The organism is Pseudomonas sp. S2_A05, assembly GCF_054668485.1.
Map to the genome: position 1 here is coordinate 1,147,064 of NZ_CP162775.1, position 25,323 is coordinate 1,172,386.

General features: G+C 60.9%; 23 protein-coding genes. 12 read left to right on the forward strand and 11 right to left on the reverse strand.

Annotated features, from left to right (window positions below; genetic code table 11):
* Window positions 1-74: 74 nt before the first annotated feature.
* The 8 genes from fabI to gloB form a co-directional block, all read right to left on the reverse strand.
* Entirely contained in the window at window positions 75-869 is a 795-nt protein-coding gene (gene fabI, locus AB4O12_RS05235) for an enoyl-ACP reductase FabI (protein WP_003202751.1), read from the reverse strand.
* Between the two features lie 19 nt (window positions 870-888).
* Window positions 889-2,499: an ABC transporter ATP-binding protein gene (locus AB4O12_RS05240; protein ID WP_457263551.1), complete on the reverse strand. Its 1,611-nt coding sequence runs from the start codon at window positions 2,497-2,499 to the stop codon at window positions 889-891.
* 1 nt (window position 2,500) lies between these two features.
* A complete protein-coding gene (locus AB4O12_RS05245; protein WP_460060624.1) occupies window positions 2,501-3,520 on the reverse strand; it encodes an ABC transporter permease in 1,020 nt (339 codons plus the stop codon).
* A 1-nt stretch (window position 3,521) separates the two neighbouring features.
* Window positions 3,522-4,595, reverse strand: coding sequence for a microcin C ABC transporter permease YejB (locus AB4O12_RS05250; protein WP_460060626.1), 1,074 nt, complete (start codon window positions 4,593-4,595; stop codon window positions 3,522-3,524).
* Between the two features lie 4 nt (window positions 4,596-4,599).
* Complete coding sequence (locus tag AB4O12_RS05255; protein WP_252883565.1) at window positions 4,600-6,441, reverse strand: extracellular solute-binding protein; 1,842 nt, start codon at window positions 6,439-6,441, stop codon at window positions 4,600-4,602.
* Entirely contained in the window at window positions 6,438-8,270 is a 1,833-nt protein-coding gene (locus AB4O12_RS05260; protein WP_460060630.1) for an extracellular solute-binding protein, read from the reverse strand. The genes AB4O12_RS05255 and AB4O12_RS05260 overlap by 4 nt, the downstream gene beginning before the upstream one ends.
* A 332-nt stretch (window positions 8,271-8,602) precedes the next feature.
* Window positions 8,603-10,066, reverse strand: a complete 1,464-nt coding sequence (locus tag AB4O12_RS05265; RefSeq protein ID WP_041480626.1) for a transglycosylase SLT domain-containing protein — start codon at window positions 10,064-10,066, stop codon at window positions 8,603-8,605.
* A gap of 99 nt (window positions 10,067-10,165) precedes the next feature.
* Window positions 10,166-10,933 carry a hydroxyacylglutathione hydrolase gene (gene gloB, locus AB4O12_RS05270; RefSeq protein WP_305382666.1) on the reverse strand — a complete coding sequence of 256 codons (768 nt, stop codon included), beginning with the start codon at window positions 10,931-10,933 and terminating at the stop codon, window positions 10,166-10,168.
* 66 nt (window positions 10,934-10,999) lie between these two features.
* Here gloB and AB4O12_RS05275 point away from each other — a divergent pair, with 66 nt between their 5' ends.
* The 4 genes from AB4O12_RS05275 (at window position 11,000) to AB4O12_RS05290 (ending at window position 14,196) form a co-directional block, all read left to right on the forward strand.
* Window positions 11,000-11,758 (forward strand): class I SAM-dependent methyltransferase, encoded by a 759-nt coding sequence (locus tag AB4O12_RS05275; protein ID WP_460060633.1) that lies wholly within the window; start codon window positions 11,000-11,002, stop codon window positions 11,756-11,758.
* A 91-nt stretch (window positions 11,759-11,849) separates the two neighbouring features.
* Window positions 11,850-12,320 (forward strand): ribonuclease HI, encoded by a 471-nt coding sequence (gene rnhA / locus AB4O12_RS05280; RefSeq protein WP_007910572.1) that lies wholly within the window; start codon window positions 11,850-11,852, stop codon window positions 12,318-12,320.
* A 202-nt stretch (window positions 12,321-12,522) separates the two neighbouring features.
* Window positions 12,523-13,281 (forward strand): DNA polymerase III subunit epsilon, encoded by a 759-nt coding sequence (dnaQ, locus tag AB4O12_RS05285; RefSeq protein WP_150742734.1) that lies wholly within the window; start codon window positions 12,523-12,525, stop codon window positions 13,279-13,281.
* A gap of 300 nt (window positions 13,282-13,581) precedes the next feature.
* Window positions 13,582-14,196: a GNAT family N-acetyltransferase gene (locus AB4O12_RS05290; protein ID WP_130909530.1), complete on the forward strand. Its 615-nt coding sequence runs from the start codon at window positions 13,582-13,584 to the stop codon at window positions 14,194-14,196.
* Here the strand turns inward: AB4O12_RS05290 and AB4O12_RS05295 are convergent.
* A complete protein-coding gene (locus AB4O12_RS05295; protein WP_041480623.1) occupies window positions 14,162-15,055 on the reverse strand; it encodes a LysR substrate-binding domain-containing protein in 894 nt (297 codons plus the stop codon). The genes AB4O12_RS05290 and AB4O12_RS05295 overlap by 35 nt on opposite strands.
* An 85-nt stretch (window positions 15,056-15,140) precedes the next feature.
* Window positions 15,141-15,371 (reverse strand): hypothetical protein, encoded by a 231-nt coding sequence (locus tag AB4O12_RS05300; RefSeq protein WP_041480622.1) that lies wholly within the window; start codon window positions 15,369-15,371, stop codon window positions 15,141-15,143.
* 183 nt (window positions 15,372-15,554) lie between these two features.
* Between AB4O12_RS05300 and AB4O12_RS05305 the strand changes: the two genes are divergently transcribed.
* Entirely contained in the window at window positions 15,555-16,112 is a 558-nt protein-coding gene (locus tag AB4O12_RS05305; RefSeq protein ID WP_039763234.1) for an NADPH-dependent FMN reductase, read from the forward strand.
* A 149-nt stretch (window positions 16,113-16,261) separates the two neighbouring features.
* The gene (locus AB4O12_RS05310; RefSeq protein ID WP_110599012.1) at window positions 16,262-17,545 is read left to right on the forward strand and encodes an arsenic transporter; all 1,284 of its coding nucleotides are present in this window, start codon (window positions 16,262-16,264) and stop codon (window positions 17,543-17,545) included.
* A 115-nt stretch (window positions 17,546-17,660) separates the two neighbouring features.
* On the opposite strand, the gene AB4O12_RS05315 is transcribed toward AB4O12_RS05310, so the two are convergent.
* Window positions 17,661-18,611, reverse strand: a complete 951-nt coding sequence (locus tag AB4O12_RS05315) for a DUF1853 family protein (RefSeq protein WP_315435605.1) — start codon at window positions 18,609-18,611, stop codon at window positions 17,661-17,663.
* A 114-nt stretch (window positions 18,612-18,725) separates the two neighbouring features.
* Between AB4O12_RS05315 and AB4O12_RS05320 the strand changes: the two genes are divergently transcribed.
* From AB4O12_RS05320 to pepN, 6 genes are read left to right on the forward strand one after another with little or no spacing between them, the layout of a single operon-like run.
* The gene (locus AB4O12_RS05320) at window positions 18,726-19,616 is read left to right on the forward strand and encodes an NAD(+) kinase (protein WP_460060640.1); all 891 of its coding nucleotides are present in this window, start codon (window positions 18,726-18,728) and stop codon (window positions 19,614-19,616) included.
* Window positions 19,616-20,587, forward strand: a complete 972-nt coding sequence (locus AB4O12_RS05325) for a metallophosphoesterase (RefSeq protein WP_024012499.1) — start codon at window positions 19,616-19,618, stop codon at window positions 20,585-20,587. Before AB4O12_RS05320 ends, AB4O12_RS05325 begins: the two co-directional genes overlap by 1 nt.
* On the forward strand, window positions 20,584-21,453 hold the full coding sequence (locus tag AB4O12_RS05330) for a rhomboid family intramembrane serine protease (protein ID WP_056784680.1): 870 nt from the start codon (window positions 20,584-20,586) through the stop codon (window positions 21,451-21,453). Before AB4O12_RS05325 ends, AB4O12_RS05330 begins: the two co-directional genes overlap by 4 nt.
* A gap of 34 nt (window positions 21,454-21,487) precedes the next feature.
* Complete coding sequence (locus AB4O12_RS05335; RefSeq protein ID WP_016774215.1) at window positions 21,488-21,748, forward strand: YeaC family protein; 261 nt, start codon at window positions 21,488-21,490, stop codon at window positions 21,746-21,748.
* Window positions 21,745-22,575, forward strand: a complete 831-nt coding sequence (locus tag AB4O12_RS05340; protein ID WP_016774216.1) for a DUF2797 domain-containing protein — start codon at window positions 21,745-21,747, stop codon at window positions 22,573-22,575. The genes AB4O12_RS05335 and AB4O12_RS05340 overlap by 4 nt, the downstream gene beginning before the upstream one ends.
* Window positions 22,576-22,585: 10 nt before the next feature.
* Window positions 22,586-25,243: an aminopeptidase N gene (gene pepN / locus AB4O12_RS05345; RefSeq protein WP_460060644.1), complete on the forward strand. Its 2,658-nt coding sequence runs from the start codon at window positions 22,586-22,588 to the stop codon at window positions 25,241-25,243.
* Window positions 25,244-25,323: the final 80 nt, after the last annotated feature.

Below are 25,323 nucleotides of genomic sequence, written 5' to 3' on the forward strand. Positions count from 1 at the left end.
TAGTTGGGCGAGCTTTTCTGCAGACATAAAAAAACCCGCCGGATTCGGCGGGTTTTTTATCGGCTACAGGAAGATCACTCTTCGATGTTGCCCATCGCGGTGGTGTTGAAGCCGCCGTCGACGTACATGATTTCACCGCTGATGCCCGACGCCAGGTCGGAGCACAGGAAGGCACCGGCGTTGCCGACTTCTTCGATGGTGACGTTGCGGCGCAGCGGAGTCTGCGCTTCGTTGGCAGCCAGCATCTTGCGGAAGTTCTTGATGCCGGAAGCGGCCAGGGTGCGGATCGGGCCAGCCGATACGCAGTTGACGCGGGTGCCGTCCGGACCGAGGGAACCGGCCAGGTAACGGACGCCGGCTTCCAGCGAGGCCTTGGCCATGCCCATCACGTTGTAGTTCGGCATGGTGCGCTCGGCGCCCAGGTACGACAGGGTCAGCAGGCTGCCGTTGCGGCCTTTCATCATTTCGCGACCGGCCTTGGCCAGGGCCACGAAGCTGTAGGCGCTGATGTCGTGAGCGATGCGGAAGCCTTCACGGGTGGTGGCTTCGGTGAAGTCGCCGTCCAGTTGGTCGCCCGGGGCGAAGCCGACGGAGTGCACGATGCAGTCCAGACCGTCCCACTTCTTGCTCAGCTCTTCGAAGACCTTGGCGATTTCTTCATCGCTGGCCACGTCGCACGGGAAGCACAGCTCAGGGCTCGAACCCCAGCCTTGTGCGAACTCTTCGACGCGACCCTTGAGTTTGTCGTTCTGATAAGTGAAGGCAAGCTCAGCGCCCTCGCGATGCATGGCGGCAGCGATGCCGGATGCGATGGACAGCTTGCTGGCGACACCGACGATCAGTACGCGCTTACCGGCGAGAAAACCCATGTGTTGCTCCTCTTTCAGGTTATTGCGCAGTGGCTGGTGCCAGAAAAGCGGCTTCCAGCAACTGCTGTGTATACGGATGTTGGGGGGCGGCAAAAATACTTTGCGCGTCTCCCTGTTCGACCACTTGGCCATGCTTGACCACCATCAGTTGGTGGCTCAGCGCTTTGACGACAGCCAAGTCATGGCTGATGAACAAATACGTCAGGTTGTACTTGGCTTGCAGTGAACGCAACAGCTCCACCACTTGCCGCTGCACCGTCCGGTCGAGCGCCGAAGTCGGCTCGTCCAGCAGGATCAGCGCCGGTTTCAGCACCAAGGCCCGGGCAATGGCGATTCGCTGCCGTTGCCCACCGGAAAATTCGTGGGGGTAGCGGTGCCGGGTTTCCGGATCCAGACCTACCTCCTTCAATGCCGCAATGATCGCCGCTTCCTGTTCGGTCGCGGTGCCCATCTTGTGTATCCGCAGGCCTTCGCCAACGATGTCGTTAACGCACATGCGCGGGCTCAGGCTGCCGAACGGGTCCTGAAACACCACCTGCATCTCCCGCCGCAGCGGGCGAATCTCGTTCTGCGTCAGGCAGTCTAGCTGCTTGCCTTCAAAGCGGATCGTGCCTTTGCTGCCGATCAGCCGCAAAATCGCCAGACCGAGGGTGGATTTGCCGGAACCGCTTTCGCCGACGATCCCCAGGGTCTGGCCCTGAGGCAGGCTGAAATTGATGCCGTCCACTGCCTTGACGTAATCCACCGTGCGTTTGAGCAGGCCTTTCTTGATCGGGAACCAGACTTTGAGGTCCTCGACTTCGAGCAGCGGCGCGCCGATTTCATTGCTCGCCGGGCCGCCGCTGGGCTCCGCGCCGAGCAATTCCCGAGTGTACGGATGCTGCGGCGAACGGAACAGCTCTGCGCACGATGCCTGTTCGACGATGCAACCGCGCTGCATGACACATACGCGATGCGCAATTCTTCGCACCAGGTTCAAATCGTGACTGATCAGTAGCAGCGACATGCCCAATCGAGCCTGAAGATCCTTGAGCAAATCGAGGATTTTCAGCTGAACGGTCACGTCCAGCGCCGTGGTCGGTTCGTCGGCGATCAGCAATTCCGGCTCGTTGGCCAGGGCCATGGCGATCATCACCCGCTGCCGCTGGCCGCCGGACAATTCATGGGGCAGCGCCTTGAGCCGCTTGTGCGGCTCGGGAATGCCGACCATTTCCAGCAGCTCCAGCGTGCGTTTGGTCGCCACTTTGCCACTCAGGCCCTTGTGGATGCCGAGCACTTCGTTGATCTGCTTCTCGATCGAATGCAGCGGATTGAGCGAAGTCATCGGCTCCTGAAAGATCATGGCGATGCGGTTGCCACGAATATGGCGGATGGTCTTCTCGCTCAAATCCAGCAGGTTCTGCCCGGCGTAATTGATGCTGCCGGCCGGATGCCGCGCCATGGGGTAGGGCAGCAGGCGCAGGATCGAATGCGCCGTTACCGATTTGCCCGAGCCCGATTCGCCGACCAGTGCCAGGGTCTCGCCGCGCTTGATGTCAAAGCTCACGCCTTCGACCACGCGGTGCACGCGCTCGCCGAAACCGAATTCGACGGCGAGGTCGCGCACTTCGATCAGATTGTCCTGATTCATTTCACTTCCTCGGGTCGAAGGCATCGCGAGCGGACTCGCCGATAAACACCAGCAGACTCAACATCAGCGCCAGCACGGCAAACGCGCTCATGCCCAGCCATGGCGCCTGCAGGTTGGATTTGCCTTGGGCAACCAGTTCGCCCAGCGACGGACTGCCGGCCGGCAAGCCGAAGCCGAGGAAGTCCAGCGCGGTCAGGGTGCCGATGGCGCCGGTGAGAATGAACGGCATGAAGGTCATGGTCGAGACCATGGCGTTGGGCAGGATGTGGCGGAACATGATCGCGCCGTTCTGCATGCCCAGCGCGCGGGCGGCGCGCACATATTCCAGATTGCGCCCGCGCAGGAACTCGGCGCGCACCACATCGACCAGGCTCATCCACGAGAACAGCAGCATGATCCCCAGCAACCACCAGAAATTCGGCTGGACGAAACTGGCAAGGATGATCAGCAGATACAGCACCGGCAGCCCCGACCAGATCTCGAGAAAACGCTGCCCGGCGAGATCGACCCAGCCGCCATAAAAGCCCTGTAGCGCCCCGGCAATCACGCCAATGATCGAACTCAGCACGGTCAGCGTCAGCGCAAACAACACGGAAATGCGGAAACCGTAGATCACCCGCGCCAGCACGTCGCGGCCCTGATCGTCGGTGCCCAGCAGGTTGTCCGCCGAGGGTGGCGCCGGGGCCGGGACTTTCAGGTCGTAGTTGATGCTTTGGTAGCTGTAGGGGATCGGCGCCCACAGAATCCACGCCTCCTTGGCCTTGAGCAGTTCGCGAATGTACGGACTCTTGTAGTTGGCTTCCAGCGGGAATTCGCCGCCGAACGCGGTTTCCGGATAGCGCTTGATCGCCGGGAAATACCAGTTGTTGTCGTAATGCACGACCAGCGGCTTGTCGTTGGCGATCAGTTCGGCGCCCAGACTGAGGCCGAACAGAATCAGGAACAGCCACAGCGACCACCAGCCACGCTTGTTGGCCTTGAACAGTTCGAAGCGCCGGCGGTTGAGAGGGGACAGGTTCATCTCAATGCTCCCGGCTGGCGAAGTCGATACGCGGATCGACAAAGGTGTAGGTCAGATCGCCGATCAGTTTCACCACCAGCCCGAGCAGGGTGAAGATGAACAGGGTGCCGAACACCACCGGGTAATCGCGATTGATCGCCGCCTCGAAACTCATCAGGCCGAGGCCATCGAGAGAGAAGATCACTTCCACCAGCAACGAGCCGGTGAAGAAGATACCGATGAATGCCGACGGGAAACCGGCAATCACCAGCAGCATGGCGTTGCGGAATACATGCCCGTAGAGCACGCGATGGCGGGTCAGGCCCTTGGCCTTGGCGGTGACCACATACTGCTTGTTGATTTCGTCGAGAAAGCTGTTCTTGGTCAACAGGGTCATGGTCGCGAAGTTGCCGATCACCAGTGCGGTGACCGGCAATGCCAGGTGCCAGAAGTAATCGAGGATCTTGCCGCCCAGGCTCAGCTCATCGAAGTTGTTCGAAGTCAGCCCGCGCAGGGGGAACCAGTCCAGATAACTGCCGCCGGCAAATACCACGATCAGCAGGATCGCAAACAGAAACGCCGGGATCGCATAGCCGACGATGATCGCCGAACTGGTCCAGACGTCGAAGTGGCTGCCGTGCCGCGTGGCCTTGGCGATGCCCAGCGGGATCGACACCAGATACATGATCAGCGTGCTCCACAGCCCCAGCGAGATCGACACCGGCATCTTTTCCTTGATCAGGTCGATGACCTTGGCGTCGCGGAAGAAACTGTCGCCGAAATCCAGCTGCGCATAGTTCTTGACCATGATCCACAGACGTTCCGGGGCCGATTTGTCGAACCCGTACATGTGCTCGATTTCCTTGATCAGCGCCGGGTCCAGCCCCTGCGCACCACGGTAGGACGAGCCGGCCACCGCCACTTCGGCACCACCGCCGGCAATCCGGCTCGTGGCGCCTTCGAAACCTTCGAGCTTGGCGATCATCTGCTCGACCGGCCCGCCGGGCGCGGCCCGGATGATCACGAAGTTGATCAGCAGAATGCCGAACAGGGTCGGGATGATCAGCAGCAGTCGCCGAAAGATATACGCCAGCATCTGATTACTCCGTGCCCGCAGGGTCGGCTTGCAGTTGGGTTTCGACTTCTACGGCAGGCTTGGCGTCAGGCTTGACCCACCAGGTGTTGATGCCGATGTCGTACTTGGGCGAGGTTTTCGGGTGGCCTATATGATTCCAGTAAGCCACGCGCCAGCTCTTGATGTGCCAGTTCGGCACCACGTAGTAGCCCCATTGCAGCACCCGATCCAGCGCGCGAGCGTGGGCAACCAGACTTTTGCGCGAGTCGGCGTTGATCAGGCTTTCCACCAGTTGGTCAACGGTCGGGTCTTTGAGCCCCATGCTGTTGCGGCTGCTCGGTTTGTCGGCGGCGGCGCTCATCCAGTACTCGCGCTGCTCGTTGCCCGGCGAATTGGACTGGGGAAAGCTGCCGACCATCATGTCGAAATCCCGCGAGCGCACGCGGTTGATGTACTGCGAGACGTCGACGCGGCGGATCACCAGATCGATACCGAGGTCGCTGAGGTTGCGCTTGAACGGCAGCAGCACCCGTTCGAACTCGGTCTGGGCGAGGAGGAATTCGATCACCACCGGTTTGCCAGTGGCGTCGACCATTTTGTCATCGACGATTTTCCAGCCGGCCTCTTGCAGCAATTGATACGCCTCACGCTGCTGGGTGCGGATCATGCCGCTGGCGTCGGTCTTGGGATTTTCGAAGGCTTCGCTGAACACCTGGGCCGGCAGTTTGCTGCGAAACGGTTCGAGGATCGTCCGTTGCTCTGCGTCGGGCAGGCCGGTGGCGGCCATTTCCGAGTTCTCGAAGTAACTGCGGGTGCGCACGTAGGCGCCGTTGAACAATTGCTTGTTGGTCCATTCGAAGTCGAACAGCAGCCCGAGAGCCTGACGCACGCGCACATCCTGGAACACCGGGCGGCGCAGATTGAAGACGAAGCCCTGCATGCCGGTCGGGTTGCTGTTGGGGATCAGTTCCTTGATCAAACGCCCCTCGGTGACCGCCGGAACGTTATAGGCGCTGGCCCAGTTCTTCGCGGTCATTTCCAGCCAGTAGTCGAACTGTCCGGCCTTCAGTGCTTCGAGGGCGACGGTGTTGTCGCGGTAATAGTCGGTGGTCATCGTGTCGAAATTGTAAAAGCCACGGTTGACCGGCAAGTCCTTGCCCCAGTAATCCTTGACCCGCTCGTAACGTACCGAACGGCCGGCCTTCACTTGGGTGACCTTGTACGGGCCGCTGCCCAGCGGGATTTCCAGATTGCCCTTGTTGAAGTCGCGGCTGGCCCACCAGTGTTTCGGCAGGACCGGCAACTGGCCGAGGATCAGCGGCAGCTCGCGGTTGTTGCTGTGCTTGAACTTGAACAAGACTTTCAACGGGTCTTCGGCGATGGCTTCGGCGACGTCGTTGTAGTAGCCGCGAAACATCGGCGAGCCTTCCTTGGTCAACGTCTCGAAGCTGAACACCACGTCTTCGGCGCGCACCGGGTGGCCGTCGTGGAAGCGTGCTTGCGGGCGCAGGTAGAAGCGCACCCAACTGTTGTCGTCGGCTTTCTCGATCTTGCTGGCAATCAGGCCGTATTCGGTGAACGGCTCGTCGAGGCTGTGTTTGGTCAGGGTGTCGTAGATCTGGCCGATGTCATCGGCGGGCACGCCTTTGTTGATGAACGGGTTGAGGCTGTCGAAGCCGCCGAAACCGGCTTGGCGGAACACGCCGCCCTTGGGCGCATCGGGATTGACGTAGTCGAAGTGCTTGAAATCGGCCGGGTATTTCGGCGGCTCGTTGTACAGGGTCACGGCGTGTTGCGGGGCGGCCCAGGCCAGCCCGGCGAACAGCAAGCCGCCGGCCTGCACGAGCAGGGTGCGAACAGCGTTCATCGATCTTTCTCCGAAGACTTCAGCCACCATGCGCTCAGGCCCAGGGTGTAGGGCGGCGTGGTGACAAAGGCCAACCGGTTGCGGTAGGCCAGACGGTGATAATTGAGGTACCAGTTGGGAATGCTGTAGTGCTGCCAGAGCAGCACGCGGTCGAGCGCTTTGCCAGCGGCGACCTGCTCGTCGCGGGTGCGGGCGGCGAGCAACTGTTCGAGCAGGTGATCGACCACCGGATTGGCGATGCCCGCGTAATTCTTGCTGCCCTTGACGTTCACCTGGCTGGAGTGGAAGTACTGCCACTGCTCAAGGCCCGGGCTCAGGGTCTGGCCGAGGGTCATCGAGATCATGTCGAAATCGAATTGATCGAGGCGCTGTTTGTATTGCGCACGATCAACGGTGCGCAGGCGCGCGTCGATGCCGATGCTGTTGAGGTTTTCGATGTACGGCTGATAGAGCCGCTCCAGGCTCGGGTTGACCAGCAGCAGTTCGAAACGCAGCGGTTGGCCGTCTTTGTCTTGCAGGCGCTGGCCGTGGAGCTTCCAACCGGCCTCGGCGAGCAGGGCGAGGGCTTTGCGCATAGTCTCGCGCGGAATGCCACGGCCGTCGGTCTTCGGCAGGGTAAACGGCTCGGTGAACAGCCGGGCTGGCAACTGCTCCTTGTAAGGCTTGAGCATCAGCCATTCATGGCCGACCGGCAGGCCGGACGCAGTGAATTCGCTGTTGGGGTAGTAGCTGCTGGTGCGTTTATAGGCATCGCTGAACAGCGCGCGGTTGGTCCATTCGAAATCGAACATCAGACCCAACGCTTCGCGCGTCCTGACATCGGCGAAGGTCGCGCGGCGGCTGTTCATGAACAGGCCCTGAGTCTGGGTCGGGATCTGATGCGGGATCTGCACCTTGATCACTTCGCCACGACGTACAGCAGGGAAGTTGTAACCGTTGACCCAGTTCTTCGCCTGATGCTCGATGTAGATGTCGAACTCCCCGGCCTTGAACGCTTCGAAGGCGACATCGCTGTCGCGGTAGAACTCGACTTCCATGCGATCGAAATTGTACTTGCCGCGATTGACCGGCAGGTCCTTGCCCCAGTAATCCTTGACCCGCTCGAAAATCAGCTGCCGCCCCGGCGTGACCGTAGTGATGCGGTACGGCCCGCTGCCCAGCGGTGGTTCGAAGGTGGTGGCTTTGAAGTCGCGGTCTTTCCAGTAATGCTGCGGCAGCACCGGCAACTCGCCAAGGCGCAGGATCAGCAGCGGATTGCCCGAGCGCTTGAACACAAAGCGAATGCGCTGTTTGTTGAGGATGTCGACCCGCAGCACTTCCTGCAGGGCCGTGCGATATAGCGGATGACCGTCCTTGAGCAGCGTTCGATAGGAGAACGCCACGTCGTAGGCGGTGATCGGCGCGCCGTCGTGAAAGCGCGCTTCGGGGCGCAAATTGAAGACGACCCAGCTGCGATCTTCGCTGTACTCCACCGATTGTGCGATCAAACCGTAGCTCGACGCCGGCTCGTCGCCGGACGGCGAATACTGCCCGGTACCGACCATCAGCGGCTCGTTGAGCTCGTTGATGCCGTACTGGAGAAAATTGGCGGTGGTAACCGGGCTGGTGCCCTTGAAGGTGTACGGATTGACAGTATCGAAGGTGCCGAACGCCATCACCCGCAACGTACCGCCTTTGGGCGCTTGCGGGTTGACCCAGTCGAAGTGGGTAAATCTGGCCGGGTACTTGAGCGTGCCGAACTGCGCATAACCATGACTTTCGGTAATCGTCGCGCTTGCGGGTGAGCTCAAGGCCAGGCTGATCAGGAGCAGGGAGAGGGCACGCTTCAAGTCAGATCCGATCCAGCGGCTTGGGCTTTGTGGGCCGTACAGTAACAGCTTGTCTGGACAGGAAAAAGATGCGGGTTAATGCCGGGTTAATCGTTTGCGCGAAGAGCCCCTCACCCTAACCCTCTCCCGGAGGGGAGAGGGGACTGATCGTGGTGTCTGGGCGAATTGCACCGAGGTGCGATACCGAGTCGAAGTCAGTTTCTGAAAAACCCTCGATCGGCTCCTTTCCCCTCTCCCCCCGGGGAGAGGGCTGGGGTGAGGGGGATGGATCTAAAGCACACCACAAAAACTTCATCCAAAAAAAAGCCCCTGAAATATCAGGGGCTCTTCAATCAGTGCGGCTGATAAACCGTAAGCATCTGCCCCGGCTTCAACGCCTTGCCCGCACCCGGGTTCCATCGCTTGAGATGTTGCATCTCGACGTTGAAGCGCTTGGCCACCACATACAGGGTGTCGCCGCGCTTGACCTTGTACTGGGTCTGCTGCTTGCTCTCGTCCTTGCCTTTGGTCTTGGTATTCGCCGCGACCACGGTGTTGACCCGGCCGGATTTGCGCGCCGGTGCACGCTTGGTGTTGTCCTGCATGACCAGGGTCTGGCCGACCTTGAGATTCTTGCCGGTCAGCTTGTTCCAGCGCTGCAGATCCTTGACTTCGACCTTGTTGGCCTTGGCGATGGAACCGAGGTTGTCGCCACGCTTGACCCGATAGGCGCGTTTGAGCTGTGCCACTTCCGACGGATCGGCGCCTTCGAACACCGGTTTCAGCGAGCGCGGGCTGATCAGTTCGTCCGGGCGCATGGTCTGCAGACTGGCGGTCAGCAGTTGCGCCTTGGACGTTGGCACCAGCAAGTGCTGCGGACCGTCGATGGTGGTGCGCTGTTTGAACGCCGGATTGAGCTGGAACAGTTCGTCTTCATCGATGTTCGCTACCGCAGCGACCTTGGACAGGTCCATGCGCTGGTTGATTTCGACGACCTGGAAGTACGGCTCGTTGGCGATCGGGTTGAGGTTGACGCCGTAGGCTTCCGGCGCCAGCACCACTTGCGACAGCGCCAGCAACTTCGGCACATAGGCCTGGGTTTCCGCCGGCAGCGGCAGGTTCCAGTAGTCGGTGGGCAGGCCGAGCTTTTCGTTGCGCTCGATCGCCCGGCTGACGGTGCCTTCACCAGCGTTGTAGGCTGCCAGCGCCAGCAGCCAGTCGCCGTTGAACATGTCGTGCAGGCGGGTCAGGTAATCCATCGCGGCCGTGGTCGAGGCGGTAATGTCGCGACGACCATCATAAAAACGCGTCTGGCGCAGGTTGAAATAACGCCCGGTGGACGGAATGAACTGCCACAGGCCCACCGCATCGGCGCGGGAGTAGGCCATCGGGTTGTACGCGCTCTCGATCACTGGCAGCAGGGCCAGTTCCAGCGGCATGTTGCGCTCTTCGAGGCGTTCGACAATGTAATGAATGTAGAGGCTGCCGCGTTCGCCGGCATTCTCGAGAAAAGAGGGGTTACTGGCGAACCACAGGCGCTGTTGCTCAATGCGCGGATTGACGCCAAGGCCTTCCTGCAACTGGAAGCCCTGACGCATGCGTTCCCAGATGTCCTGGGGCGCCACTGGAGTGGGCTTCTCGGTCAGCCAGATCGGCTTCTGCTTGGCTCGCGCAGCAATGTTCGGCGTATGCGTCGCTTCAGTCTGCGGAGCGTGGCTGGAGCAACCCGCCAGCGTGGCGGACACAGCCACCGCGATGGCTTGTGCCAGGCGGGTCAAAGCATCTGAATTGACGGACTTACGTATGGATGACGACATTGGCTGGAAGTAAGTTCCGGGCAAAAATGTCGGGCGATTCTAGAAAGCGCACCCCCTGCGGTCAACCATTGAGAATTTTTGCCCCGGCCGGCGCGCTTGTCAGAACTTGTCTTTCCATGCCCGCAGAGCCGCAAATACCTCGCTCGGCTCCCGGTTTTGAGCGCCTTCCCGTTCGTCCACTTTTTGTGTAACCAATGTTTCAGAAGTGCGTAAAAACGGATTGGTCAGCTTTTCCAGGGCCAAAGTCGACGGCAATGTCATCACGCCGTTCTGCCGTTGCTGCGTGACCTTTTCCAGACGGGCGGCGACTTCCGGGTTGCCCGGCTCGACGGCGGCGGCAAATTTCAGATTGCTCAAGGTGTATTCATGGGTGCAGTAGACCAGCGTATCTTCCGGCAGGGCCGCAAGACGGCTGAGCGAGCGGTACATCTGCTCGGGTGTGCCTTCGAACAGCCGGCCGCAACCGGCGGCGAACAGGGTGTCGCCGCAGAACAGCAGACCATGGTGGTAATAGGCGATGTGCCCCAGGGTGTGACCGGGTACCGCATAGACGTCGAAGTCCCAGCCGAGCACGCTGACGCTGTCGTTGTCCTTGAGCGCTACGTCGCGCGCCGGGATGCTTTCGCTGGCCGGGCCGTAGACCTTGGCGCCGGTCGCGGCTTTCAGGCGCTCGACGCCGCCGACATGGTCATGGTGATGGTGAGTGATCAGAATATCGCTGAGCACCCAGCCCGGATGCGCGTCAAGCCACGCCTGCACCGGGGTGGCGTCGCCCGGATCGACCACCGCGCAACGCTGGGTCTGGTGATCCTGTAACAACCAGATGTAGTTGTCGGTGAACGCGGGCAGGGCACTGATCTGTATCATCGTCGGAATTCGCCAAGCAGAAAACATTGGCGCATCTTAGTAGTTCCCGGCGCGTTGGAGAATGACATGACCGATAAAGCGTTCGCTCAGGCCGATCCCGACTGGCTGGCATTGATCAGCGCCGCCCGCGAATGGCTGTTGGGGCCGCTCGGGCAATTTCTGCTGGATGAAGAGCGGCGCATGCTCGATGACGAGCTCGGGCGCTTCTTCGGCGGTTATCTGGTGCATTACGGGCCGTCCGCCGAAACCCCGCCGGCCGCGCCGCAAGTGCAGCGCAACGTGCGTCTCGGCGCACCGTTGCCCGGAGTCGAGATCGTTTGCGAAGAGCAGGCCTGGCCGTTGAGCGAGCACGCTGCCGACGTGGTGGTGATGCAGCATGGCCTGGATTTCTGCCTGTCGCCCCACGGTTTGCTGCGTGAAGCAGCGAGCAGCGTGCGCCCCGGCGGGCATCTGCTGATCATCGGCATCAACCCCTGGAGCACTTGGGGGCTGCGGCATTTCTTCGCCAATGATGCCCTGCGCAAGGCGCGCTGCATCTCGCCGTCGCGGGTCGCCGACTGGCTCAATCTGCTCGGCTTCGCGCTGGAGAAACGCCGCTTCGGGTGCTATCGTCCGCCGCTCGCATCACCCAAGTGGCAGAACCGTCTGGCCGGCTGGGAACGCAAGGCCGGTGACTGGCAATTGTCCGGCGGCGGCTTCTATCTGCTGGTGGCGCGCAAGATCGTGGTGGGGCTCAGGCCGTTGCGCCAGGAACGCCGCGAGCCGATGGGCAAGCTGATTCCGCTGCCGATGGCCAAGGTCAACCGCCGCCGCATCGAACCGTAAATCTTCTTTTATTTGTGGCCGGGCTTGTCCCGGCCGCGGTCATTGTCGATCCGTGATTGGCAGGACAGGCATTTTTTCTGGAAAGACTGGCATGAGCGAAAGCGTGGAAAGCGTCGATACCGTAGAACTGTTCACCGACGGCGCCTGCAAGGGCAACCCCGGCCCCGGCGGCTGGGGCGCGCTGCTGGTGTGCAAGGGCGTCGAAAAGGAACTGTGGGGCGGCGAGGCCAACACCACCAACAATCGCATGGAGCTGCTCGGCGCGATTCGTGGCCTCGAAGCGCTCAAGCGCCCCTGCGAAGTGCTGCTGGTCACCGACTCGCAATACGTGATGAAAGGCATCAACGAGTGGATGGCCAACTGGAAGAAGCGCGGCTGGAAAACGGCTGCGAAAGAGCCGGTAAAGAATGCCGATCTGTGGAAAGAGCTGGACGAGCAGGTCAACCGCCACAAAGTCACCTGGAAATGGGTGCGCGGGCACATTGGCCATCACGGTAACGAGCGGGCTGACCAACTGGCCAATCGTGGCGTTGACGAAGTGCGTGGTTACAAGCAGAGCTGATTTCGCTTCTAACCGTGGCGTAGCCATTCGCGAGCAGGCTCGCTCCCACAGGGAAATGTATTCCAGGCCTTGAATTGGAATGCATTCCAATGTGGGAGCGAGCCTGCTCGCGAAGGACCCGGCACGGTCTGACTGAAACACCCCGCCGAGCGTGTTAACATCCGCGCCTTTGCCCGATTGACCCGTTGAGAGCTGAGCACTGATGGCCACCAGATCCGTTGTACTCGATACCGAAACCACCGGCATGCCGGTGACCGATGGTCACCGGATCATTGAAATCGGTTGCGTCGAACTGATCGGTCGGCGCCTGACGGGCCGGCACTTTCACGTTTATCTGCAACCGGATCGCGAGAGCGACGAAGGCGCGATCGGTGTGCACGGCATCACCAACGAATTCCTCGTCGGCAAGCCGCGCTTTGCCGAAGTTGCCGATGAGTTCTTCGAGTTCATCCAGGGCGCGCAACTGATCATCCACAACGCGGCGTTCGACGTTGGCTTCATCAACAACGAATTCGCCTTGATGGGCCAGCACGATCGCGCCGATATCACCCAGCATTGCACCATCCTCGATACCCTGATAATGGCCCGGGAACGTCACCCGGGGCAGCGCAACAGCCTCGACGCGTTGTGCAAACGTTACGGCGTCGACAACTCCGGCCGTGAACTGCACGGCGCCTTGCTCGACTCGGAGATTCTCGCCGACGTCTACCTGACCATGACCGGCGGCCAGACCAGCCTGTCGCTGGCTGGCAACGCGTCCGACGGCAATGGCACGGGCGAGGGCGCCGACAACTCGGCTACCGAAATCCGCCGCCTGCCGGTCGATCGCCAGCCAGCACGGATCATTCGCGCGACCGAAGAGGAACTGGCGGCGCATCTGGTGCGGCTGGAAATCATCGCCAAATCGGCGGGAGCGCCGGCGTTGTGGACGCAGATTGCCGAGGCTGATGCGCAGGTCTGAAAAATCAAAAGATCAGAAGATCAAAAGATCGCAGCCTTCGGCAGCTCCTACGGGGATTGCATTCCATAGTAGGGACCAGGAAGGCAGCGATTTTTTGCATTTGGCGACATGAAGCCAAGTTGCCACCCTCGCCACATTCGTCGCAACCCTCTACCCTGAGTGCACTGGTCAGGTGCAAATCTGCCGCCTCAGGACACTGAGCCTCATGTACAAAGAGTTGAAATTTGCGCTGGCAATCATCCATCGCGACGGTAAGGTCGACACCGTCGGCTGCGTCAAGGAATGAGGACTTTTCCCAGTATGCAACCGGTCATGAATCCGAAATACCCAGGGTTGTCGGTGCGTGTAGCCGACGAAGGTTTTGCGCCGTATATCTGGGGCAGCGACTTCAGTTTCGAGGTCGCTGCCTACGGCGCTGCCGTGATCGGCAAACCGGTCGAGCAGTGGCCGGTGACGCCGATCGTGCCGTACCGCAAGTGCTACGGTATTGATCCCGAAGAATTCAGCGCCTTTCACAACGCGCCCGACAGCGCGATTTTCATGGCGTATCTGGACGACGAGCCGGTCGGCCACCTGGTGATCAGCACCAACTGGAACGGCTTTGCCCACATCGATGAACTGGCGGTGCATGCCCCGGCCCGTCGCCACGGCGTGGCCAAGGCGTTGCTTGATGTCGCGCAGTTCTGGAGTCGCAAGAAGAAGCTGCCGGGCATCATGCTCGAAACCCAAAACAACAATCTCGGCGCCTGTCGTCTGTATGAGCGTTGCGGCTATGTGATCGGCGGCATCGACCAGTTGCGCTATCGCGGCATCGATGCGCATACCGCTGAAGTCGCGTTGTTCTGGTATCGCCTGTTCGATAATCCGCTGGAAAAACCACTCAGCTCGACAACATCGCCTCGGCTTGTTCCGTGACGATCGCCAGCAAGGTCTGAATCGCCGCCGACGGCGCGGCATGTTTGAAGGTCAGGGCGTAGAGGCTGATCGGCACCGCCGGTGACAATGGGCAGACGTCCAGGCCACCGGCGCGGGCGCCCAGAGCGGTGAACGGATCGACGATGGCCAGACCTTCGCCGGCCTCGACCATGCTGCGCATCATCTGATGGGTCTGCACGCGGGTCTGAATGCTCGGTGCCGGGCGCAAGGCCTGAAGTTTGTTTTCCAGCGCCGGGCTCAGTGGATCCTGACCTTCGAGACCGACCATGGCCTGACCGGCCAGATCCACTAGGGAAATGTATTTCTGTTTCGGCTGCAGCCAGCCGTGCGGAGCGAGCAATTGCAGCTTGCCCTGGGCCAGCGGCTGGCAGTGGATATCGGGGTGTTCGGGATCGTGCAGGCTCAGGCCCAGATCGCTTTCGCGCAATAACAGGCTGCGGACGATGTCGCGAGTCGGCGCGCTGAGCAGGCTGCAAGGTGCGTCCGGCAAGCGCCGACGCAGAGTCGCAAGGCTTTGTGGCAGTAATTGTTGAGCCAGCGGCGGGGTGCCGATGATGCGCAGGGGTGGGGCGAGGTATTGCTTGAGGCTGCTGGCCAGACGCTGCACCGGCTCAAGCGCCTCATAAACGTGTGCGATTTCCACTTGCAGGGCGCGCGCTTCGGGGGTCGATTGCAGGCGACCGCGAACGCTGGCGAACAGCATGAACCCCAACTGACTCTCGGCTTCGCGCAAACGCTCTTCGACCTCGGTCACCGGCAGTTGCAGCCATTCGGCGGCGGTGCCCAGGTGACCGGTCTGCAAGAGCGCCTGAATCACTTCGATGTGGCGTAAACGCATGCGTGAAGTCCATGTTCAGCAGGTGGGGTCAGACGCTGAATCCTACCCCAAGTCCGCTCGCATGACTTCTGCTCATAATGCAGGGTTATGAAGCAACGGTTGGCTCGGGTTCGCGGATCAGGGTAATGCCTGATTGAACCAGGAGAAACTCGCTGTCACTGACCTTGTTGACCCGATCGCCAATGGCGAGTTTGTAAATGGGCTCCGAGCCAGTGGATCCGTCTGCAGACGGGTTCGATTCCTGGAATTCATGCACGGAATAAACGCGGCCTTCCGCATCTCTTGCATGAAACTGACCGACGAGTACTGCTGCCATCTGCTTAGAACCTCTGGAGATAAAACGCTTGATTTGCGGCTTTGTAGACCGTCAGCAAGCTCGGTAAGTTTTCCTACATGAAAAAAATATTCCTCGCGCAGGAAAAACCAATGACCACTGGTGAAAATGTCACTGGATCATCTATAACTAGCGACTCTTCCCACGGACCATCGAGAGTCATCCATGAGCAATGTCTACAACGTCGCTGTAGTGGTCGGTAGCCTGCGCAAAGCATCGATCAATCGCAAAGTCGCACTGGCCCTCGCCGAACTGGCACCGGCCAATCTCAAGCTCGAGATTGTCGAAATCGGTGAACTGCCGCTGTACAACGAAGACATCGACGGCGATTCTCCGCCGGCAGCCTACAGCACTTTCCGTCAGAAAGTGGCGTCATCCGACGCGGTGCTGTTTGTCACCCCCGAGTACAACCGCTCGATCCCGGCACCGTTGAAGAACGCCATCGACGTCGGTTCCCGTCCTTATGGCCAGAGCGCGTGGAGTGGCAAACCCGGTGCGGTGATCAGCGTATCGCCAGGCGCCATCGGCGGCTTCGGCGCCAACCAGCACCTGCGCCAGACCTTTGTTTTCCTTGATATCCATTGCCTGCAACAGCCGGAAGCCTACCTGGGCGGCGCCGGTAACGCGTTCGACGAAGCGGGCAAACTGAGCGACTCGGTGAAACCGTTCCTGCAGAAATTCATCGATGCGTACGGCCAGTTCGTCGAGCAACACAAGAAATAAACTTACCGAAACGCACTGTGGGAGCGAGCCTGCTCGCGAAGGCGGACTGTCAGATAAGAATTTCGCGTCTGACACACCGCTTTCGCGAGCAGGCTCGCTCCCACATTTGTTCGATTTCCACTCGTTTCGCTATTTGAAGGCTTCTGCGAATGCTCGCTGCGTCACTGATTTTCCTGCTGACCATCACCCTCGTCATCTGGCAACCCAAGGGGCTCGGCGTCGGCTGGAGTGCAACGTTGGGCGCCGTGCTGGCGTTGATTTTTGGCGTCGTTCACCTCACGGACATCCCGCTGGTCTGGCAGATCATCTGGAACGCCACCGGCACCTTCGTCGCGCTGATCATCATCAGCCTGTTGCTCGACGAGGCTGGCTTCTTTAATTGGGCAGCGCTGCACGTGGCGCGCTGGGGGCGGGGCAGTGGGCGCAAACTGTTTGCCTTCATGGTGCTGCTCGGCGCGCTGGTCTCGGCGCTGTTCGCCAATGACGGTGCGGCGCTGATTCTCACGCCGATCGTGATTTCAATGCTGCTGGCGCTGCGCTTTTCACCAGCGGCGACGCTGGCCTTCGTCATGGGCGCCGGGTTTATCGCCGATACGGCGAGCCTGCCGCTGGTGGTGTCGAACCTGGTCAACATCGTTTCGGCGGACTTCTTCCATATTGGCTTCAACCGCTATGCCGCAGTGATGGTGCCGGTGAACTTCGTCAGCGTGGCGGCGACGTTGGGCATGTTGCTGTGGTTTTTTCGCCGCGACATCCCGGCCGCTTACGACCCGGAACAACTGGAAAATCCGCAAACCGCGATCCACGACAAAGCGACGTTCTACGCCGGTTGGGCGGTGTTGGTGATCCTGTTGATCGGCTGCTTTGCCCTCGAACCGCTGGGCATTCCGATCAGCGCTATTTCCGCTGTGTGCGCCGCGCTGCTGCTGGGTATCGCTGCGCGCGGCCACAAGATCTCCACGCGCAAAGTGATGAAAGAAGCGCCGTGGCAGATCGTGATTTTCTCGCTGGGCATGTACCTGGTGGTGTACGGCCTGCGCAACGCCGGGCTCACCGGTTACCTCGCCGGGTGGCTGGACGTATTCGCCGGTCACGGCGTGTGGGGCGCGGCCATGGGCACCGGGGTGCTGACGGCGCTGCTGTCGTCGATCATGAACAACTTGCCGACGGTGTTGATCGGCTTGCTGTCGATCGATGCCAGTCAGGCCAGCGGCGTGATCAAAGAAGCGATGATCTACGCCAACGTCATCGGCAGCGACCTGGGGCCGAAGATCACTCCGATCGGCAGCCTGGCGACCTTGCTGTGGCTGCACGTGCTGGAGCGCAAAGGCATCCATATCGGCTGGGGCTATTACTTCCGTGTCGGGATTGTGTTGACGGTGCCGGTGTTACTGGTGACGTTGGCGGCATTGGCGGTGCGGTTATCCCTATAGACCGAGTTGCTCTTTTCGCGAGCAGGCTCGCTCCCACAGGGATCGCATTCCACATTTGAAATGCATTCTCTGTGGGAGCGAGCCTGCTCGCGAATTGGGTCGGACACCACAAATCTCAGGTTTGGCCGGGGACATTCGGCCAAAGATCCGCCACCAGAAACAACCGCTCCGCCTCTTCCCATTCGCCCTGGGCATTCTCGGTCAGGCGTACCATCAACTGCGCCGGGGCCAGTGCTGGCAGGTCTTCCAGCCACAAACGCAGGTGCTCATCTGTCCAGACCTGATCCGCCGGGTAATGCGCCGGCGCCAGCCACGCATGGCGGGGCAGGGGTTGCCAGCGGCCCGGCGGGCGCTGTGCGACAAACGCCGGCCAGTCCTTCTGATGCAGCCAACTGCCACGCAGATGTTGTGGATGCGCGCCTTGCGGTGAGTCGGCCTGCCCGGGCCACGGATACAGCAGATAACCGCCCAGCCACAGCTGCGCGCTGAACGTTTCGATATCCAGCGCCGCGAGCACCTCGCGGCTTTCCGGGCGCGCCGAGATCGGCAATTGATGCTCGGCCAGATGTGCCAGTTTGCGATCCAGCCGGTCATGACAACCCGGCCCCAGCCACTGCGCGGGATCGCGGCCATCGCCATCCTGCGGGCCAAGGTAGAGCTTGATCGCCAGTTCCAGATGATGCACGCCGTCGCGGTCACGCAGCAGCATGTCGAGTTCGCCGAGGGTGTGCCCGGCGCGGCGAATCGGCAGGTTGGCGGCGATCAGTTCGATGCCCGGCGCATGCGAGACGGCGAACTGCCAAAGACGCTCGTAATACAGACCCAGACGCCGGGTGCGCGCCTGAGACAGCCATTGCAGCAGGCCGTAACTGTCGCGGTCGAGCTGGTGCAGCCAATGTTCGAGGCGCTGCGGGTCGTGTACCCATTCGCTGCCGGCAAGCGGATGGCGCTGGGGCCACGGCGTGGCAGCGAGCATCGGCGGCGCGAGGATCACCCACGCCAGGTCCCGCACTTCGGGATGGCGTAATCGATGGGGCAATTGCAACAAGTCGGGGAACAGGATCATCTTGCGAGCATAGCCTTAAACCTGAGTGCACCCTTGAGGCTGAAAGGATTTTGTCTATCTGGCGCTTTCGCCCATAATCGGCTTTTCGCGTTTTCGATTGTCCGCAGAGGTCCCATGGAGCAATTTCGTAATATCGGCATCATCGGTCGCCTGGGCAGTTCCCAGGTGCTGGATACCGTCCGCCGACTGAAACGCTTTCTGCTCGACCGTCACATGCATGTGATCCTCGAAGACACCATCGCTGAAGTCCTGCCCGGCCATGGCCTGCAAACCTCGTCGCGCAAGATGCTCGGCGAAGTTTGTGACATGGTCATCGTCGTCGGCGGTGACGGCAGCCTGCTCGGCGCCGCGCGAGCGCTGGCCGAGCACAATATTCCGGTGCTGGGCATCAACCGTGGGAGCCTTGGCTTCCTCACCGATATTCGCCCCGACGAGCTGGAAATCAAGGTCGCCGAAGTGCTCGACGGCCACTATCTGGTAGAAAACCGTTTCCTGCTGCAAGCCGAAGTGCGTCGCCATGGCGAGGCCATCGGCCAGGGCGATGCGCTCAACGATGTGGTGCTGCACCCGGGCAAATCGACGCGGATGATCGAATTCGAGCTGTACATCGACGGCCAGTTCGTCTGCAGCCAGAAGGCCGACGGCCTGATCGTCGCGACGCCGACCGGCTCCACTGCCTACGCGTTGTCTGCCGGCGGGCCGATCATGCATCCCAAGCTCGACGCTATTGTGATTGTGCCGATGTACCCCCATACCTTGTCGGGACGGCCGATCGTGGTCGATGGCAACAGTGAGCTGAAAATCGTCGTGTCCAAAGATATGCAGATCTACCCGCAGGTGTCCTGCGACGGCCAGAACCACTTCACCTGCGCACCGGGCGACACCATTACCGTGAGCAAGAAAGCGCAGAAGCTGCGCCTGATTCATCCGCTCGATCACAATTACTACGAGGTGTGCCGCACCAAGCTTGGCTGGGGCAGCAAGCTGGGGGGCGGAGGCGACTGATGCTCGATCCCGCGCGCAGTTACGACCTGATCGGTGACGTGCACGGATGCGCCATGACCCTCGAACACTTGCTGGACCGTCTCGGTTATCACAAGCAGGGCGGGGTCTGGCGGCATCCGTCACGCATGGCGGTGTTCGTCGGCGACATCATCGACCGTGGCCCGCGCATTCGCGAGGCGTTGCACATCGTTCACGACATGGTCGAGGCGGGGCAGGCGCTGTGCATCATGGGCAACCATGAATTCAATGCGCTCGGCTGGGTCACCCCGGCGCCACCGGGCAGCGGCAAGCAGTTCGTGCGCGAACACACCAAGCGCCATGCGCGGCTGTTGCAGGAAACCCTGACTCAATTTGAAGACCATCCCGGCGACTGGCATGACTTCCAGCAGTGGTTCTACGAGCTGCCGCTGTTCGTCGATGCCGGGCGGTTTCGCGTCGTCCATGCATGCTGGGATGCCGGGCTGATCGAGCCGCTGCGGGCGCTGTTCCCCAATGGCTGCGTCGATGAGCATTTCCTCCAGGCCTCGGCGGTGCCCGGCAGCTTCGCTTGCACTGTGTTCGATCGCTTGCTGCGCGGCACTGACATGCGCCTGCCGGGTGGCCTGACCATGACCAGCGGCGACGGTCTGGTGCGTTCGTTTTTCCGCACCAAGTTCTGGGAGGACGACCCGAAAACCTATGGCGACATCGTGTTTCAGCCCGATGCACTGCCGGAACCTGTCGCGCAGACGCCGCTGACGTCCACTGAAAAGAATTCCCTGCTGCGCTATGGCGTCGACGAGCCGTTGCTGTTCGTCGGCCACTACTGGCGCAGCGGCAAACCGGCGCCGATCCGCCCGAACCTCGCGTGCCTGGATTACAGCGCCGTGCTCTACGGCAAACTGGTGGCCTATCGTCTGGACCAGGAAACGCGCCTGGATCCGCAAAAATTCGTCTGGGTCGATGTCGAGCGGCCGGAGGTGCTGCAATGAGTGCGATAGCGGTATTGCGCCTGCCGTTGGCGGTGGATTTGAGCGGTTTCGTCAAGCTGCTGCAACGCATGCAAGTGCCCCATCGGGTCAGCGAAGAGGCGGGCGAGCAGGTGCTGTGGGCGCCGGAGGAAATCAGCGAGGACGTGCGTTCCTTGTACGAGCGCTTCCCGGCAGGCGACCCGGATCAGCAACTGGACATTCCCGTGGGCCAGACCTTCAAGCGCCCGGGTTTCGCCGAACAGCTGAAACACGCCAAAGCCACCGGGTTGATTCTGCTGTTGAGCCTCATCGTCGGTGGCCTGACCTTTCTCGGCGAAAACCTGGAAACGCTGCGCTGGCTGACCTTCCTCGATTTTCGCGTGATCGGTGAGTACATCCACTTCACGCCGCTGGCCGACAGCCTCGCGGCGGGGCAGTGGTGGCGGCTGGTCACGCCGATGCTGATCCACTTCGGCATCCTCCATCTGGCCATGAACGGCATGTGGTATTGGGAGCTGGGGCGGCGCATCGAGTCACGCCAGGGCAGCATCAACCTGATCGGTTTGACGCTGTTGTTCAGTCTGGTGTCCAACTACGCGCAGTTCGTCTGGAGCGGCCCGAGCCTGTTTGGTGGGCTGTCCGGTGTGCTTTACGGCTTGCTCGGGCATTGCTGGATCTTCCAGTTGCTGGCGCCGAACCCGGCCTATCGTCTGCCGCGCGGCGTGCTGGTGATGATGCTGGTATGGCTGGTGGTGTGCATGTCCGGGCTGATCTCGCTGATCGGTTTCGGCCAGATCGCCAACGCCGCGCACCTGAGCGGGTTACTCATCGGATGCTTTACCGGTTTGTTGGGCGGTTTGTATAACCGCCGTAAACTGGCCGCCTAACATTTTTGTTTCAGCAAAGAGCACGGAGACCCTGATGTCCTCTTTCAACGACATGATCAACAACATCACCCCGGACATCTACGAAAGCCTGAAACTGGCCGTGGAAATCGGTAAATGGTCCGACGGCAACAAACTCACTGCCGAACAGCGCGAGCTGTCGTTGCAGGCGATGATTGCCTGGGAAATCCAGAACCTGCCGGAAGACCAGCGCACTGGCTACATGGGCCCGCAAGAGTGTGCGTCGAAGTCGATCGAAGTGCCGAACATCCTGTTCAAGTCGGATGCCATCCATTGATCGAGATTGGCCGCGGTGCAATCAGCAAAATGTCGGCGCGTCTGGACGGGTCGAACGTGCAGTACGCGTTTCGTCTGGATGACGTCGAGGTGCCGGTCAATCCGTTGATCGGCAGCACGCTGCGTCTGGAGTTTTTGGGGGCGATTCACTGCACCCATTGCGGGCGCAAAACCAAAACCAGTTTCAGTCAGGGCTATTGCTACCCGTGCATGACCAAACTGGCGCAGTGCGACCTGTGCATCATGAGCCCGGAACGCTGCCACTTCGACGCCGGCACCTGCCGTGATCCGGTGTGGGGCCAGCAGTTCTGCATGACCGACCATGTGGTTTACCTGGCCAATTCGTCAGGCATCAAGGTTGGCATCACCCGTGCTACGCAGTTGCCGACCCGCTGGCTCGACCAGGGTGCGAGTCAAGCCTTGCCAATCATGCGTGTATCGACACGCCAGCAATCGGGGTTTGTCGAGGACCTGTTCCGCAGCCAGGTGGCGGACAAGACCAACTGGCGCGCGCTGCTCAAAGGTGATGCGGCGGCGGTGGATCTGGCGCAGGTGCGCGATCAGTTGTTCGAAAGCTGCGCCGAAGGCCTGCAAGGGTTGCAGGAGCGATTCGGCCTACAGGCGATTCAGACGATTGCCGATGTCGAACCGCTGGAAATCCGCTATCCCGTCGAGCAATACCCGGCGAAAATCGTCAGCTTCAACCTGGACAAGAACCCGATTGCCGAAGGCACGCTGCTGGGGATCAAGGGCCAGTACCTGATCTTCGACACCGGCGTGATCAACATTCGTAAATACACGGCGTACCAGCTCGCCGTGCATCAATAAGGATTCCAGCATGCGCACCGAACAACCGAAGATGATTTACCTCAAGGACTATCAGGCACCCGAGTACCTGATCGACGAAACCCACCTGACCTTCGAGTTGTTCGAGGACCACAGCCTGGTTCACGCGCAACTGGTGATGCGCCGCAACCCGGAACGCGGCGCCGGCCTGCCGCCGCTGGTGCTCGACGGCCAGCAACTGGAGCTGCTGTCGGTGACGCTGGCGGACCAGGAGCTGAGCGCCGCTGACTATCAAGTCTCGGACAGCCACCTGACTCTGCAGCCAACCAGTGAAACCTTCACCCTCGACACCAGCGTGCGCATCCATCCGGAAACCAATACCGCGCTGGAAGGCCTGTACAAGTCCGGCACGATGTTCTGCACTCAGTGCGAGGCCGAAGGATTCCGCAAGATCACCTATTACCTCGACCGCCCGGACGTGATGAGCAAGTTCACCACCACCGTCGTGGCCGAACAGCACAGCTACCCGGTGTTGCTCTCCAACGGTAACCCGATCGCTTCCGGCCCCGGCGAAGACGGCCGGCACTGGGCGACCTGGGAAGATCCGTTCAAGAAACCGGCGTACCTGTTTGCGCTGGTCGCCGGTGATCTGTGGTGCGTCGAAGACACTTTCACAACCATGAGCCAGCGCAACGTCGCGCTGCGCATTTATGTCGAGCCGGAAAACATCGACAAGTGCCAGCACGCGATGAACAGCCTGAAGAAATCCATGCGCTGGGACGAAGAGGTGTACGGTCGCGAGTACGATCTGGACATCTTCATGATCGTCGCCGTCAACGATTTCAACATGGGCGCGATGGAGAACAAGGGCCTCAACATCTTCAACTCCAGCGCCGTGCTGGCCCGCGCCGAAACCGCGACCGACGCCGCGCACCAGCGGGTCGAGGCGATCGTCGCCCACGAATACTTCCACAACTGGTCGGGCAACCGCGTGACCTGCCGTGACTGGTTCCAGTTGTCGCTCAAGGAAGGCTTCACGGTGTTCCGCGATGCCGGTTTCTCCTCGGACATGAACTCGGCGACGGTCAAGCGCATCCAGGACGTGGCGTACCTGCGTACCCACCAGTTCGCCGAAGATGCCGGGCCGATGGCCCACGCCGTGCGTCCGGACAGCTTCATCGAGATTTCCAACTTCTACACCCTGACCGTGTACGAAAAGGGTTCGGAAGTGGTCGGCATGATCCACACCCTGCTGGGCGCCGACGGCTTCCGCAAGGGCAGCGATCTGTATTTCGAACGCCACGACGGTCAGGCCGTGACCTGCGACGACTTCGTCAAGGCCATGGAAGATGCCAATGGCGTTGACCTCAGCCAGTTCAAGCGCTGGTACAGCCAGGCCGGCACACCGCGTCTGGCCGTCAGCGAGTCCTATGACGCTGCGGCGAAAACCTACAGCCTGACCTTCCGCCAGAGCTGCCCGCCGACCCCGGACAAGGTAGAAAAACTGCCGTTCGTGATTCCGGTCGAGCTCGGGCTGCTTGATAGCCAGGGCAACGAAATCGCCCTGCGTCTGGCTGGGGAAGCTTCGGCACAAGGCACCACTCGGGTGATCTCGGTGACCGACGCCGAGCAGACCTTCACTTTCGTCGACATCAACGAACAGCCGTTGCCGTCGCTGCTGCGCGGCTTCTCGGCGCCAGTGAAATTGAGCTTCCCGTACAACCGCGATCAACTGATGTTCCTGATGCAGCACGACAGCGACGGCTTCAATCGCTGGGATGCCGGTCAGCAACTGTCGGTGCAAGTGCTTCAAGAGTTGATCGGCCAGCATCAGAACGGCGAGAGCCTGAAGCTCGATCCGCGTTTGGTGTCGGCGCTGCGCACGGTGCTGTCCGACGAGTCGCTGGATCAGGCGATGGTTGCCGAAATGCTCTCGCTGCCGGGTGAGGCCTATCTCACCGAGATCAGCGAAGTGGCTGACGTCGAGGCGATTCACGTCGCTCGCGAGTTCGCCCGCAAGCAACTCGCCGAAGGCTTGTTCGAAGCGCTGTGGCTGCGTTATCAGGCCAACCGCGATCTGTCGAAAAAGACTCCGTACGTGGCCGAGGCCGAGCACTTCGCCCGTCGCGCCTTGCAGAACATCGCCCTGTCGTACCTGATGCTCAGCGGCAAGCCGGAAGTGCTGGCAGCGGCGCTGGAGCAATTCGAGACCGCCGACAACATGACCGAGCGCCTGACCGCGCTGGCGGTGCTGGTCAACTCGCCGTTCGAAGAGCAGAAGGCCCCGGCTTTGGCCAGCTTCGCCGAGCACTTCAAGGACAATCCGCTGGTCATGGATCAGTGGTTCAGCGTGCAGGCCGGTAGCACCTTGCCGGGCGGTTTGGCGCGGGTGAAGGCGTTGATGCAGCACCCGGCGTTCAACATCAAGAACCCGAACAAGGTGCGGGCACTGATCGGCGCGTTCGCCGGGCAGAACCTGATCAACTTCCACGCGGCGGACGGTTCCGGTTATCGCTTCCTTGCCGATCTGGTGATCGAACTGAACGGCTTCAACCCGCAGATCGCCTCGCGCCAACTGGCCCCGCTGACCCGCTGGCGCAAATACGACAGCGCGCGCCAGGCGTTGATGAAGGCTGAACTGGAGCGGATTCTGGCGTCCGGGGCGCTGTCTAGTGATGTGTATGAAGTGGTGAGCAAAAGCCTGGCGTAACGCCGATTAAATGTTGGGGCCTTTAATTGATCGTTCCCATGCTCTGCGTGGGAATGCCTCTCTCCACGCTCTGCATCGGC

Excerpts from the sequence above, each read along its gene's own strand:
- AB4O12_RS05330 (WP_056784680.1), top strand. The coding sequence starts at position 20,584 with ATGAGTGCGATAGCGGTATTGCGCCTGCCGTTGGCGGTGGATTTGAGC.
- AB4O12_RS05250 (WP_460060626.1), bottom strand. The coding sequence starts at position 4,595 with ATGCTGGCGTATATCTTTCGGCGACTGCTGCTGATCATCCCGACCCTG.
- AB4O12_RS05335 (WP_016774215.1), top strand. The coding sequence starts at position 21,488 with ATGTCCTCTTTCAACGACATGATCAACAACATCACCCCGGACATCTAC.
- AB4O12_RS05295 (WP_041480623.1), bottom strand. The coding sequence starts at position 15,055 with ATGCGTTTACGCCACATCGAAGTGATTCAGGCGCTCTTGCAGACCGGT.
- gloB (WP_305382666.1), bottom strand. The coding sequence starts at position 10,933 with ATGATACAGATCAGTGCCCTGCCCGCGTTCACCGACAACTACATCTGG.
- fabI (WP_003202751.1), bottom strand. The coding sequence starts at position 869 with ATGGGTTTTCTCGCCGGTAAGCGCGTACTGATCGTCGGTGTCGCCAGC.
- AB4O12_RS05240 (WP_457263551.1), bottom strand. The coding sequence starts at position 2,499 with ATGAATCAGGACAATCTGATCGAAGTGCGCGACCTCGCCGTCGAATTC.
- rnhA (WP_007910572.1), top strand. The coding sequence starts at position 11,850 with ATGAGCGAAAGCGTGGAAAGCGTCGATACCGTAGAACTGTTCACCGAC.
- AB4O12_RS05245 (WP_460060624.1), bottom strand. The coding sequence starts at position 3,520 with ATGAACCTGTCCCCTCTCAACCGCCGGCGCTTCGAACTGTTCAAGGCC.
- AB4O12_RS05265 (WP_041480626.1), bottom strand. The coding sequence starts at position 10,066 with ATGTCGTCATCCATACGTAAGTCCGTCAATTCAGATGCTTTGACCCGC.
- pepN (WP_460060644.1), top strand. The coding sequence starts at position 22,586 with ATGCGCACCGAACAACCGAAGATGATTTACCTCAAGGACTATCAGGCA.
- AB4O12_RS05320 (WP_460060640.1), top strand. The coding sequence starts at position 18,726 with ATGGAGCAATTTCGTAATATCGGCATCATCGGTCGCCTGGGCAGTTCC.
- AB4O12_RS05305 (WP_039763234.1), top strand. The coding sequence starts at position 15,555 with ATGAGCAATGTCTACAACGTCGCTGTAGTGGTCGGTAGCCTGCGCAAA.
- AB4O12_RS05290 (WP_130909530.1), top strand. The coding sequence starts at position 13,582 with ATGCAACCGGTCATGAATCCGAAATACCCAGGGTTGTCGGTGCGTGTA.
- AB4O12_RS05310 (WP_110599012.1), top strand. The coding sequence starts at position 16,262 with ATGCTCGCTGCGTCACTGATTTTCCTGCTGACCATCACCCTCGTCATC.
- AB4O12_RS05300 (WP_041480622.1), bottom strand. The coding sequence starts at position 15,371 with ATGGCAGCAGTACTCGTCGGTCAGTTTCATGCAAGAGATGCGGAAGGC.
- AB4O12_RS05275 (WP_460060633.1), top strand. The coding sequence starts at position 11,000 with ATGACCGATAAAGCGTTCGCTCAGGCCGATCCCGACTGGCTGGCATTG.
- dnaQ (WP_150742734.1), top strand. The coding sequence starts at position 12,523 with ATGGCCACCAGATCCGTTGTACTCGATACCGAAACCACCGGCATGCCG.
- AB4O12_RS05255 (WP_252883565.1), bottom strand. The coding sequence starts at position 6,441 with ATGAACGCTGTTCGCACCCTGCTCGTGCAGGCCGGCGGCTTGCTGTTC.
- AB4O12_RS05325 (WP_024012499.1), top strand. The coding sequence starts at position 19,616 with ATGCTCGATCCCGCGCGCAGTTACGACCTGATCGGTGACGTGCACGGA.
- AB4O12_RS05315 (WP_315435605.1), bottom strand. The coding sequence starts at position 18,611 with ATGATCCTGTTCCCCGACTTGTTGCAATTGCCCCATCGATTACGCCAT.